General features: G+C 38.2%; 11 protein-coding genes. 6 read left to right on the forward strand and 5 right to left on the reverse strand.

Annotated elements, in window-relative coordinates; translation table 11 throughout:
- The first annotated feature begins 128 nt into the window (after positions 1-128).
- Positions 129-536, forward strand: a complete 408-nt coding sequence (gene rnk / locus AC07U8_RS06530) for a nucleoside diphosphate kinase regulator (RefSeq protein WP_004820092.1) — start codon at positions 129-131, stop codon at positions 534-536.
- Between the two features lie 83 nt (positions 537-619).
- Here rnk and AC07U8_RS06535 read toward each other — a convergent pair whose 3' ends face one another.
- Positions 620-2,161: a DUF4139 domain-containing protein gene (locus AC07U8_RS06535; protein WP_096733608.1), complete on the reverse strand. Its 1,542-nt coding sequence runs from the start codon at positions 2,159-2,161 to the stop codon at positions 620-622.
- A gap of 266 nt (positions 2,162-2,427) precedes the next feature.
- Here AC07U8_RS06535 and AC07U8_RS06540 point away from each other — a divergent pair, with 266 nt between their 5' ends.
- The 4 genes from AC07U8_RS06540 (at position 2,428) to AC07U8_RS06555 (ending at position 6,990) form a co-directional block, all read left to right on the forward strand.
- Complete coding sequence (locus AC07U8_RS06540) at positions 2,428-2,925, forward strand: chorismate--pyruvate lyase family protein (protein WP_051670999.1); 498 nt, start codon at positions 2,428-2,430, stop codon at positions 2,923-2,925.
- A gap of 17 nt (positions 2,926-2,942) precedes the next feature.
- Complete coding sequence (gene ubiA, locus AC07U8_RS06545) at positions 2,943-3,821, forward strand: 4-hydroxybenzoate octaprenyltransferase (RefSeq protein ID WP_034612270.1); 879 nt, start codon at positions 2,943-2,945, stop codon at positions 3,819-3,821.
- A 219-nt stretch (positions 3,822-4,040) separates the two neighbouring features.
- The gene (locus AC07U8_RS06550; RefSeq protein ID WP_270385480.1) at positions 4,041-5,282 is read left to right on the forward strand and encodes an alpha/beta hydrolase family protein; all 1,242 of its coding nucleotides are present in this window, start codon (positions 4,041-4,043) and stop codon (positions 5,280-5,282) included.
- 463 nt (positions 5,283-5,745) lie between these two features.
- Positions 5,746-6,990: an alpha/beta hydrolase family protein gene (locus tag AC07U8_RS06555; protein WP_270385477.1), complete on the forward strand. Its 1,245-nt coding sequence runs from the start codon at positions 5,746-5,748 to the stop codon at positions 6,988-6,990.
- Between the two features lie 94 nt (positions 6,991-7,084).
- Here AC07U8_RS06555 and AC07U8_RS06560 read toward each other — a convergent pair whose 3' ends face one another.
- From AC07U8_RS06560 to AC07U8_RS06570, 3 genes are all read right to left on the reverse strand, one after another.
- Complete coding sequence (locus tag AC07U8_RS06560; RefSeq protein ID WP_096735489.1) at positions 7,085-8,443, reverse strand: nucleobase:cation symporter-2 family protein; 1,359 nt, start codon at positions 8,441-8,443, stop codon at positions 7,085-7,087.
- Between the two features lie 334 nt (positions 8,444-8,777).
- The gene (locus AC07U8_RS06565; protein WP_270385471.1) at positions 8,778-9,962 is read right to left on the reverse strand and encodes a YbfB/YjiJ family MFS transporter; all 1,185 of its coding nucleotides are present in this window, start codon (positions 9,960-9,962) and stop codon (positions 8,778-8,780) included.
- Between the two features lie 262 nt (positions 9,963-10,224).
- A complete protein-coding gene (locus AC07U8_RS06570) occupies positions 10,225-10,800 on the reverse strand; it encodes a flavin reductase family protein (RefSeq protein WP_270385469.1) in 576 nt (191 codons plus the stop codon).
- Positions 10,801-10,996: 196 nt separating this feature from the next.
- Between AC07U8_RS06570 and AC07U8_RS06575 the strand changes: the two genes are divergently transcribed.
- Entirely contained in the window at positions 10,997-12,388 is a 1,392-nt protein-coding gene (locus AC07U8_RS06575) for an L-cystine transporter (RefSeq protein WP_034612245.1), read from the forward strand.
- A 218-nt stretch (positions 12,389-12,606) separates the two neighbouring features.
- Here the strand turns inward: AC07U8_RS06575 and AC07U8_RS06580 are convergent, their stop codons facing one another.
- Positions 12,607-12,936 carry a DUF8200 family protein gene (locus AC07U8_RS06580; RefSeq protein ID WP_004820122.1) on the reverse strand — a complete coding sequence of 110 codons (330 nt, stop codon included), beginning with the start codon at positions 12,934-12,936 and terminating at the stop codon, positions 12,607-12,609.
- Between the last annotated feature and the right edge of the window lie 128 nt (positions 12,937-13,064).

Below are 13,064 nucleotides of genomic sequence, written 5' to 3' on the forward strand. Positions count from 1 at the left end.
TTCCGACAGACAGGTTGCATGCTGAAATTTACGGCTTGTGGCTTAATTCATTTATGAAATGTCAACAGACCCATTATAAACATCGCTGCTATACCCAAATGATGTGAAAGATCGAAGGAATTAGGCACATGGCTAGTAAACCAAATATTATTATTTCAGAACAAGATTTACATCGCTTAGAAACGATGTTGGAACATCAGTCGAAGTTGACTGTGACAATGCAGCATTTAGAAGAGGAATTGGCACGAGCAGATGTGGTTGCACCTCAAGATATGCCGCCCAATGTGGTGACGATGAATGCAAAGGTTTTAATCACCATTGCACCTTCTACGGAAGCAACCGAAATTACCTTGGTCTATCCGCATGATTTTCGTGGAGAGGCAGGGCAGGTCAATGTGGTTGCACCTGTAGGTACCGCAATTCTTGGCTTGGCTGAAGGACAGGAAATCGAATGGCCGCAGCCTGATGGTCATTTGATGAAAGTTAAAATTGAAAAAATATTATATCAGCCTGAAAGAGAAGGCGATTATCTCTAATACTTATCAAAATTAACCGCATTTAGCTGATTAAAATAAAAGCCCAGTCATGACTGGGCTAAATTTTGTATAAAAACTTCAAGTTAAAACCCTGAAGTTCTTCCTTTGCTTGGATATTTAAATTGATGCTGGATATCTAATTTATAAATCTGCTTCGGATTTAAATCAATTTGCCATTGGTTGATATTGGGTTGCCCATTCCATTGTGTTGCAGTCGGTGGAATATTATAGGTCGATTGTGTGCTGAGTTTACCGTTCTGGCTTTGTGGTTCAGCTTCAAAAATCGTAACTTGAATTGGGTAGCTATGTAAGTTTTGCACTGAATATTGCTGTTTTCGGATGGTTTCAGATTGAGTACCTTTGACTGGATTTTTCTTGTCAGTTAAATCAGTCACTTTAACTTGAATTTGATCATCTGTACCAAAGCTCATTTGAAGTGCTTCATCTGCGCTATTGCTCCAAGCTCTTTGTCCAATATAGTCGCCGTCACGATAGAGTTTTACTGTTCCAGAAGGCCAATTTTGATCAAGCTTTGAAATTTCAGCGTTAATTGTCGCTTGAGTGCTTTGCTTAGGAATTGCCCAAACTGAAAGTTTTGCGGCATATTGTTCGGTACTTAAAGGTAAAAAGATTTGCTGTTGACTGCTAGGAATGGATGCTTTGGTCTCTGAACGGAATTCAGTGCTAAAATTTAAATCAGCTGCTTGAAATTGTGGAAATTGAGGCGGGGCTTTTTTGGCCTTAGCAGTCGACTTTTCATCATAACTCATTTCAGCTAAAGCCATAGGCGCTGGTGCAACGGGATAAATTGGTCGTACAGGTTCAGGTTCATAATAGTTGACCCACCATTGTTGTGGCTGCACTTGTTGAACGTAGTTTTGCGGTGTTGCTGTGGACAATGCCAATTTAACATTGTTCCAGTCTTCCCCAGTTTTTTGTGCAATCATTGCCATACGGGTGAGTTTAATTTGCTTGGTTTGGGTATTTAATTCGGCTTTATATATCGGTTGCCAACGCGCATAAGGCACCATATAGCTAATTTTAATTTCACCACGTTGCGGGGCATTGACATAAAACTTAAGTGTGCGCTGGTTAAACTCGCTGTCGCCAATGGCATTTAAGTCTTGTTCAAGTTCTTGTAAACGTTGTTGTAACTTTTCTTTTTCTGCCTTGGCTTGATCAATCGCAATAAAGGCCTCATACGCTTGTTTACGTACTTTTGGCGCAGAGCCTTTAATGACATTTTCTAAAAACTTATTTTGTAATTCAGCCGCTTGAATAATTGAGTTTTGTTCAGAAATTTTCTTTTTAATATCCTCTATATTATTGCGTAATTGAGACGACTCATTTCCAGCGGGTTTATCCAGTGCGCTATCTGTATGAGAAACCGCATTGACTTCAATATTACTACTTTGATATTGCAGTTGATCGATATTGAAGTTTGCCGCAAGGCCATTCAATGTGACAAGTTGTTCTCCTGCTTGTACTGGAATGGTTCGTTCAATTTTTGCCAGTGTAGGATACAGTGTGACTTGTTGAATCGGTGAATTGGATAAGTTAAGTGCAAAGCTATATGTTGAAGGAATGCATAAAATGCTGAGTTGTAGTGCTGTTTTTATATTCATTATGCGAGGCCCTAAAATACCTGAGATCAGTGTTAATATTTAAAATGTAGCAGAAAGTGATACAAATCAAAATAGTGATTAAAACAGAAAACCAGTTGGTGTGAAGTGGATGAAATAAAGTTATCTTAATTTTCACTTGAATCTCGCGTTTCATTGTTTTTATTTTTGATGGATTATTCATGCAAATTTAGTATTTAGCAGATCAATTTAAACAAAACAAAAAATTTCAGTTACACTAAGTCATCCAAAATTTGAAGGGCTGAACATTGAAACAATCATGCACAATACGGGATAAGACGTTTCCTCCTGAATTAAAAACATGGTTGTATGCACAAGGTTCACTGACTCAGCAGTTGACTGATATCGCGGGTGGTGTTTTTAAAGTTCAACCGATTCAAGAGCATTATCAAAGAATGAGTGTGCTGGATAGTCAATGGATGCTGATGCCACAGCAACATACCTCATGGGTACGTGAAAGTTACTTATTTGGTTGCGATGCACAGCCATGGGTAAAAGCAAAAAGTATTTTTCCCATTCTCAGTATCCATGGCAAAGCACGTTTGTTTAAGCATATTCGAACCAAGCCGATCGGAAAATTTTTATTTCAACGTACCAATCCGTTGTGTGAACGGCGTGTTTTAAAATTAGCAGAAGGTTGGACACGTCAAAGTTGTTATACTTGGCATGGTTGTAAATTTATTGTTCAAGAAACTTTTTTACCTGCCTTTGAGCAATTTTTGCAACAACAGCATATTTCAAAATAGAGTATTGAAGGACTGTCATGTCGATCGCGCAACACACCACTTGGCAACAACGCTTAGAAGCTTATTATTATCTGTGTCGTTTTGATAAACCAGTTGGGACAGAATTGGTTTTATGGCCGACCATGTGGGCATTATGGATTGCTGCAGAAGGTATCCCCGATATTGTGACACTGGTTGCAATGGTCTTAGGGACAATTTTTATGCGCGCAGCTGGTTGTGCGATCAATGATTTTGCTGATCGTAAAGTAGATGCACATGTGGAACGAACTAAAAATCGTCCACTGGCTACTGGGGTGATCTCAGCCAAAGAAGCAGTCTGGGTGTTTATTGGTTTGGTGGCCGCCAGCGCATGTACTTTATTTTTCTTACCGATCGCAACTTTTTACTGCGCGCTTGCAGGATTAGTCCTCGCCTTTATTTATCCCTTTATGAAGCGTTACACCCATTTACCACAAGTGGTCTTAGGGATGGCATTTTCTTGGGGAATCCCTATGTCGTTTACCGCAATGGGAAAACCTTTAGACTGGACCTGTTGGTTGCTTTATTTTGGCAATTTAGCATGGACGGTGGCATATGATACCCAATATGCAATTACAGATCGTGAATATGATTTAAAAATTGGCGTGAAATCAACTGCCATTCTTTTTGGAAAATACGATATTCAGATCATCTCTTTATTGCAATTGACCAGTGTCTTGTTGATTGGCACAGCATTGTATTTAGAAAATATATTGATTCCATTTGGCTTGATTGCCTTGTTATTGGTTGTTGCGGATTTTATTTATCAATGGACAAAAACCAAAGCGCGCGATCCACAACTATGCTTTTGGGCATTTAGACATAACCGTTGGGTTGGTTTAATCATTTTTGTTGGTATTTTTATTGCATTATTTTGATTTTAAATTATTAAAATAAACCACTTTTGAAATTTCATCTGTATTTATAATAATACGAAATATTGATGAAATTTCACGAGATAAAGAAAAATAATAATTTATAAATGTGAGATATTCCTCTGTTTTATTAAAAAATATTGTAGCAAGACGCATTTATTTATGCTTAATTAAGGGTGAACACGGAGCTGTTCAAACAATAAAAAAATTGAGGAATTTGTAATGAAAGCAATATTTAAACAAACCCTATTGGCAATAACTTGCGGTTCAGCATTATTCTTAACTGCATGTAATGATGATGATAACAAGGATAACTGGGGTTCAAATAAAGATTATGTGTCTGAAAGTACCTATAATTTAGGTCGCATGCCTGAGGCTGAATCAATCAAAGTCATGACCTATAATATGCCCTATGTACTTGGAGGAACTAAGAAAGCTACAGCTATGGTTTTTGTTCCAAAAACCAAGAGACCTACTGATGGTTGGAAGGTAGTGGTTTGGGAGCATGGTACTGTAGGTGTGGGTGATGGTTGCGCACCGAGTAGAAATGAAATTAGTGATCGATTTATACCGATGGCACAGAGCTTATTAAAAGAAGGCTATGTGATTCTCGCCCCTGATTATGAAGGCTTGGGCACGCCAGGTATGCATCCATATTTAAATCTAAAGAGCGAAGCAAACTCAGCAATTTATGCAGTGAAAGCATATAAAGAGCGTTATGGTAATAAAATCAATGGTCAATGGATGTCGGTCGGGCAATCTCAGGGCGGACAAGCGTCTTTAGGTACAGCAGAATTTTCCAATAATGATGCCAACTATAAAGGTGCTGTGGCAGGCGCACCAGCCTCAAGTTTGGGGGAGATCATTGCTGATGTTGCACCGAAAGCGATTCAAGGTATTCTTCAAGATGAGCAAACAGGGAAAAAACCAGTAGGTACTGCAGCTGGAGTTTATGCTACGTTATTGACCTATACATCTTTTGCTGTTGTTGGTGTGACTGCTTATGAGCCTAAGTTTAATTATCGAGATGTGTTTAAAGAGCGTTCAAAAAGTATTGTTGCATTAGCAGAAGGTTCAACGGGGGAGAACGGTTTATGCTTTGTTGATTTGCAGAAAAAATTTGTCGATGATATTAATGACTATACCGCTAAAAATGCAGGTAAAACCGTTTTAGATTATCCAGGCTTAATTGATAATTTCCAAGAGAATCCGACCTTGAAAAAATTCTTGGTAGATAATCAACCCGCAACGAAAAGAATTAATACACCTGTGATGATTATTCAGGGAACTGCTGATACGTCTGTGCCTTATACGGTTACAGATAAATTACAACAGGGCCTAAAAGCAATGGGAACAGATGTCACATTCTTAGCTGTGAAAGATGCAACGCATACTGGAGCGATTATGGAGAAGAATGCTGAACTGGTTGATTTTATTAAAAAACATATGCCGACTACGAAATAATTGTTTTTAGAAAATCATCAAATTATTTGGTTTTATCTATAGTTAAAATTGTCAGTGACCTTTTATAAAAAGCAGGGTTTCCATCGAAACTCTGCTTTTTTTTATATTTATATATGCTCATTTATACGCTTTTAAAGAAGATTTGATTGGCTTTTGATCAAGGCTATTTACGAAGCATGATCACTATCTCTCTCAACTGGCATTCGAGAGCACATTTTTTTTGAGCTATTTCTATGATCCATAATGATGTATTTCTGCGTAATCCGTGGGATGGTTTAATGACTGATGTTGGCGTTTCTATTGCATGAATTTGGTTTAATCTAATTTAAATTAAAGATAAGCATTTGTATCTATATATTATTTTACTCTTTGGTTAAAAGTATCCTAGCAAGATACCTTTTTTTATGTTTAATTAGTAGCTTGAACACGGAGTTGTTCAAACAATAAAAACTGAGGAATTTGAATGAAAACATTATTTAAACGAACATTATTGGCAATGACCTGCGGTTCAGTATTATTTTTAACTGCATGTAATGATGACGATAATAACTGGAATAACTGGGGTTCAAATAAGAATTATGTATCTGAAAATACATATAATTCAGATGTAATCAATGAGGCTACATCAGTCAAAGTGATGACTTATAATATGCCAAATGTACTTGGTGAAACCAAAAAAGCCACAGCAATGGTTTTCATTCCCAAAACAACACGACCTGCAGATGGTTGGAAAGTTGTGGTTTGGGAGCATGGTACAGTCGGTGTGGGTGATAGTTGTGCGCCAAGTCGAAATAAATTTAATCCGCGATTTAAAAATATGGCACAAAGCCTGTTAAATGAGGGTTATGTGATTATTGCCCCAGACTATGAAGGCTTGGGCACACCGGGTATGCATCCATATCTAAATTTAAAGAGTGAAGCAAATTCAGCGATTTATGCAGTGAAAGCATATAAAGAGCGCTATGGTAATCAGATCAATGGTCAGTGGATGTCTGTTGGCCAATCGCAGGGTGGGCATGGTTCTTTAGGAACTGCTGAATTTTCCAATACCGACTCCAACTACAAAGGTGCTGTCGCAGGCGCACCTGCCTCAAGTTTGGGTTATATTATTTCTGTCGTTGCGCCACAAGCAATTCGAGATATCCTTCAAAAAGAACAAGCTGGAACAGCCCCAGTAGGTACTGCTGTTGAAGTTTATGCTGAATTATTGGCATATGCTGCTTATACCACAGTTGGTGTGACTGCCTATGAACCTAAGTTTAATTATCGAGAAGTTTTCAAAGATCGTTCAAAAAATATTGCAGAATTTGCGGAAGGTTCAACGGGTGAAAATGGCTTATGTCTAGATGAATTGCATAATAAATTTGCCGATGATATCCGTGATTATATTGTTAAGAATGGAGGAAAAACTGTTTTAGACTATCCTGGATTAGTCGATAATTTCCAAGAAAATCCGACGGTAAAAAAATTCTTAGCTGAGAACCAACCTGCAACCAAGAAAATTAATAGTCCTGTGATGATTATTCAGGGAACTGCTGATATGGCTGTACCTTATCCTGTCACAGAAGCATTACAACAACGCTTAAAAGATATGGGTACTGATGTAACATTCTTACCTGTGAAAGATGCGAGTCATACTCAAGCGATTGTTGAAAAGAATCCTGAATTGGTTGCTTTTATTAAAAAGCATATGCCAACCACAAAATAATGGTTTTAAGAAAAGCATCCAATCATTTGCTGTTCTTAGCAGTTAAATAGAAAGAAAAAAGCAGAGTTTTTATTAAAACTCTGCTTTTTTTATCTTAATGTATGGCCGTTTGTACATTTTTGACTGAAGATCGAACAGGTTTTTTACCAAATGAAAGGTGATTAAAGAAAATATTGAGTAATACTGCTGCTATACAGGTCGCACTTATTCCTGAATGAAATAAGGTTTGGAATACTTTGGGAAAGGCATGAAAGAAATCAGGGCTGATTAAAGGAATTAAGCCGACACAGATCGACACAGCAACAATGATAAGATTGGATTGGGTTTGATAATCCACTTTAGATAATGTACGAATACCGCTTGCTGCAACGCTACCAAATAAAACAATACCTGCGCCACCTAAAACAGGCATTGGAATCGCAGCAATTAAGCGTCCGAAAATCGGTAATAAACCCAGTACAACTAAAATAGCACCACCTGTTGCTACCACAAAACGACTTTTAACCCCTGAAATGGCAACCAGTCCTACGTTTTGAACAAAAGCACATTGCATAAATGAACCAAATAATGGCGCAATCGCAGAAGATAGCATGTCTGCTCTTAAACCATCTGCCAAACGATGACTATCCATTTTTGTATCAACAATTTCACCAATCGCTAAAAGGCTGGCTGTTGTTTCAGTAAGGATTACGATGGTCACAATACACATGGTTAAGATCGCGGACATTTCAAAGCTGGGTAGACCAAAAGCAAATAGATGTGGGAAAGCAAATAAATCACCATTGCCCACTTTTGAAAAGTCGGCAACACCAAGCAGGATGGTAAAAATTGCACCAACAATAATTGAAATGAGTACGCCTAGGCGCGCCATTGTAGCTGAACCAAAGCGGCTCACCACAAGTAGTACACCGAGGGTAAAGGCTGCAATCCCTATATTTTCTAGGGAGCCCCATTCGGGTGCTTTAGGGTTACCGCCCATAATCCAGCGGATTGCAACAGGTAAAAGTGAAATTCCAATAATGGTAATAATTGAACCCGTCACAATCGGTGGAAAGAAACGTACTATTTTTGAGAAAAAGGGGGTAATCAATATCCCGAAAATAGAACTGACAATCACAGCACCGAAAATCGTTTGAATATTTCCCCCAGTTGTACCAATTGCAATCATGCTTGCGACAGCAGCAAATGAAGTGCCTTGTACAATTGGAAGTTTTGCACCAAACCACTTTAGTCCAAGCGTTTGTAGTAACGTTGCCAAACCACCCACAAGAATAGATGCCGTAATTAATAAGGCAATTTCAGCTGCATTTAGACCAATCGCCGTACCTACGACCAAAGGTGCCGCAATCAGACCACCATACATGGTGAGTACATGCTGTAAACCAAATGTCAGGTTCTTTCCTGCACTTAAAACTTCATCTTCAGGTTGAATTTTTTTAATTTCAGTATTCATCTTAAAACCTTTATGACTTTGCCATCCCTGCATTACAAAGAGCAATTTATATGCCAAATGGTCAATAACTGTGAGCAAAGTACTTTAAGTGAAAGCTAAAACTTATGTGTTTGAGATTGATATTTAAATTATTTCTTTGTGCAAAACCGTTACTTTACGATGGATAAGGCTTAGCGTGTTTAGATTGGCGCGATTCTAAAACGAAGCACTAGGCTTCTTTCATCTGTCCTTTTTTAAAGCATAGATTAAGATAAAGCACCCTCATCCTCATCTTCTTCAAAGGGGAGGAGACGCTTTTAATAGCAATATGATTCATGCAACATGATCATTTATTTTAGCTTTTATGCAGTTGTGCTTGATGGGTTTGAGAATAGATAAAAAATTGTGCTGTACCTACAGCGAGTACACATGAGGCAAGTATAAATTGCTGATGATAGGAGACACCCCAATGTTGCAAGCTACTAAAACAGATTCCACCAACCAATTGGGTTACGGCAAAAGCTAATGTTGCTATGCTCCATAGTTTTTTATAGGCCACATGATAAAGATGTAAAATGGTATATGAAGTAAGGAAAACCACAGCAGGATTAAGCAAACCTGTAAAAAAGGATGAGGTATAGGTAAGGATTGGATGGGTTGAAAAAATCGCAATGAAGATCGCTAAAACATATAGGCTATATAATATTTTTAATGCGGTAAAATTGCCAAATTTTCGTGCCAGTAAGTAAGCACTGATTGCACCTAAGGCACTGCCTGAACCATACAAAATCCAATTCAAGTTAATTAGATATAGATTAAGATGTAGGGTGTTTTTAAGATAATCAATCCAAAACAATGAGTGGGGAACATAGGCAAAAGCGCTTGAAGCATAGACAATCAGCAAACTAAAATACATACCATTGACTGCCCCCGTCTGATTGTTTGCTACGCTGATATGATCTAGATGATCTTTAAACAGATTGAGTAAATAAACAATGATCAAACAAATGACAGCAGAGAACGCAAATAAAATCATCCATGCAGATTGTGTGTTGATTCTGTCGAGATAAGGCAAAAACAGGGTTGCCAATAATACCCCAATGCCAATACCACTAAAGCCAATAAAGTTGATGGTTAAACGTTCTTCAGCTTTGCTGCAATGTGCAACGATACTGGGAGCTAGGATCATCAATAAGCCACCACTGATGCCTGAAATGACACGCCAAAAGACATACCAGCTTTCGGGAAGACCTGAAAAAGCACAACTGAGTAAACTCACCGTTCCAGAAAATGCCGCCAAAATGATATATCGAGGCATGGTAAAGTTTTGAGGCAGTTTCATTGCCCAAAATGCACCAATTAAATACCCCAACAAATTTGCACTGCTTAATATACTGGCAAAACTGGAGTCCCAATGATAAGCAAGACGGGTAGAGGGCAATAATGCAGTATAGGAAAATCGGAGAATGCCAATGCCTAAACACATACACAGGCATAGAAAGATACTCAGCTGAATTTTATTCGATCCGATCTTGGTCATTGTGCAGATTATCCATTTTCCGTTAATTTACCTTAAGGTGAATTTAAAAAAATGACAATAAATAATCAGTATTTAGTTTGGGAATAATCAGGGCTTATTCACACAACTTAACCAGTTGGTAAAATCGCAGCTTATTACAGGATATGTATGATTAATATCAAGGGCTCAGTCTGTTTAGATTATTGAACAATTATGAATTAAACATGATTTAAAACAGGTTGGCCCATCGACAAGCAAATTTCGTAAGGATTAAGCCTATAGATTAGAGATTGGCATCTACAGGATCTCCGATCGTATAGTAATGTCCACCTGCAACATGATGTAGGCTTTTCCATTCAGCGCCAACTTCATGGTAATACCAGTGGCCATTGCGAAATACGCGATCATCCGCATAAGCAGCGACGACTTTGCCTATAAATAAATCATGGCTTTGTTGATTATGCGGTTCAGGAATCAGTTCACAGATCAACCATGCAGCGCAGCCTTCAACCGCAGGGAGATGAAATCCCTCAAATTGGAAAAGTGGCGTATGGCAGTGTGAGAGTTTTTCAGGATCATTAAACTGACTGATTGAGCCTAATTGTTGTACCAGCTTAAGTTGTTTGAGTGTCGGTACTTGTAGGATGAAATGCCCTGACTTTTCAACTAATTCACGAGTTTTCGTACTTTTGTCTAGAACTACACTCACTTTGGCAGGCACAAGTTCTAAGGCACAAGCCCAAGCTGCTGCCATAACATTGTTTTGGTTTTCATACTGGGCTGAGACAAGCACGGTTGGACCGTGATTTAACAGGCGATAAGCTTTAGAAAGTTCAACAGTTTGGATATGTGAATTCATGAGATTGCCTATATTCTGAGTGTTAGTCTTTATTTGTATAAGCTTATACAAAAAATTCATGAGTGCGCTAAAGTGATGTTTTTATTATTAATAGTGCATGTTGAGAAAACAACACTTAAATATCAAAAAATGCTAAAGACTATTGGATATTTCACAATAAGCTTATAATAAAACGATCAAAACTATTGGAACTCGAATGAACTATACGCTCATTTTGAATATTGTCATATTCATTGCCTTGATCATATTGCTGATGCAAACCAGAAAGACAGATTGGAGTCTGGCTAAAAAAGTGTTTGCCGGTTTATGTTTAGGTGTGGTATTTGGGCTAGGATTACATTGGGTTTATGGTACAAATTCTGAAATTTTAACTGAGTCTATTCAATGGTTTAATATCGTTGGAAATGGTTATGTTAAGCTTTTGCAAATGGTGGTGATGCCATTAGTGCTGGTCTCGATCCTGAGTGCTGTGATTAAGTTACATAATGCATCTTCATTAGGCAAGATTAGTATTTTTAGCATTGGTACATTATTAATCACCACGTTTATTGCCGCTTTGGTTGGCGTGTTCGTGGTCAATCTATTTGGATTAAGTGCGGCGGGTCTTGTACAAGGGACACAGGAAACAGCACGTCTTGAAGCAATTCAATCTGAATATATTGGTAAAGTCACAGACTTAAATGTACCTGATTTTATTTTATCTTTTTTGCCAACAAACCCATTTGCTGAACTCACTGGGGCACATCCAACCTCAATCATTAGTGTAGTGATCTTTGCTACGATGCTCGGTTTGGCCGGGCTTAACCTGATCAGAGATGATGCCGAAAAAGGGCAACGTATCGTCACTGCAATTGATACTTTACAAGCGTGGGTGATGAAGTTAGTTCGATTGGTGATGACGCTTACACCTTATGGTGTATTTGCCTTGATTACGAAAGTCGTGGCAAGTTCTAAAGCCGCTGACATTGTTAATCTCGGTGGTTTCTTGGTTGCCTCTTATCTGGGTCTAGCTATCATGTTTGCAGTACATGCAATTGTATTGCTGCTGACAGGCGTTAATCCAATCCGATTCTTTAAAAAGGTTTTACCTGTATTAACCTTTGCTTTTACCAGTCGTTCGAGTGCGGCAAGTATTCCATTAAATATTGAAGCACAAACTCGCCGTTTGGGTGTACCTGAGTCTATTGCCAGCTTTTCTGCTTCATTTGGTACAACGATTGGGCAAAATGGTTGTGCGGGTTTATATCCAGCGATGCTTGCGGTGATGGTTGCCCCAACAGTGGGGATTAATCCACTTGATCCGATCTGGATTTTAACTTTAGCTTGCGTGGTGACTTTAAGTTCAATTGGCGTCGCAGGTGTCGGTGGTGGCGCAACCTTTGCTGCACTGATTGTTTTACCGATTATGGGTTTACCAGTGACTTTGGTCGCTTTACTGATTTCCATTGAGCCTTTGATTGATATGGGGCGTACCGCGTTAAATGTTGATGGTTCGATGACTGCAGGTGTTGTGACCAGTCAATTGATGGGACAGACAGATCAAAGCATTTTACTTTCAGATGAGAGAGAAGAGTTAAAACATAGTTAACCTATTTTTCTATATTATTTAAACGCCATAAAAAACACCTAAATTAAATTTAGGTGTTTTTTTTCAACTCAAGTTTATCAAACATACTCTGATTCATTAAACGCATATTCATTAAGCGCTGATTTATTAAAACAAGTCAGAGTATTCTCGACTATAAATAGCAGTTTATCACGATCATATTGCTGATAAATATGATGACCTGCTGGCGCTAAAAGGTTCTATTTTGCAGCTTGATTACACTCAGCCAATTCTTTGGAATTTTTTGTCCAAATTTTTCCAGCAGAATTTTTATAGAAGGTGATTTTCCCAATTCGGGAGACTAAACTTTGACATGAGTCTATTGAAAGTTGATTGCCCCAAGGACCAGACATTCGACATACAGTGCCATCGCATTTCCAAACCACATTAGGGCCATTCTCTATTGGTACGGTCACTGTCCCTTTATGTGTGGTTCCAGCAATCCAAATGGTATCGGCTGCAAAAGTCAGTGGAGAACATAGGATTAGGCTGCTTATAACGACGCTTTGGAGTTTTATGCTTATTTTCATCGTGCTTATTCCATAATTATTGATCTAGGAAAGGTTATAAACTTCAAATGAATCTATAAAACAGTTGTATTTTAAATGGTCTATACGATCAAGCTCAAGTTTTAACTGTAACCATTTTAAAACATAGA

The sequence above is a fragment of the Acinetobacter sp. GW821-FHT01E09 genome, from assembly GCF_059422385.1.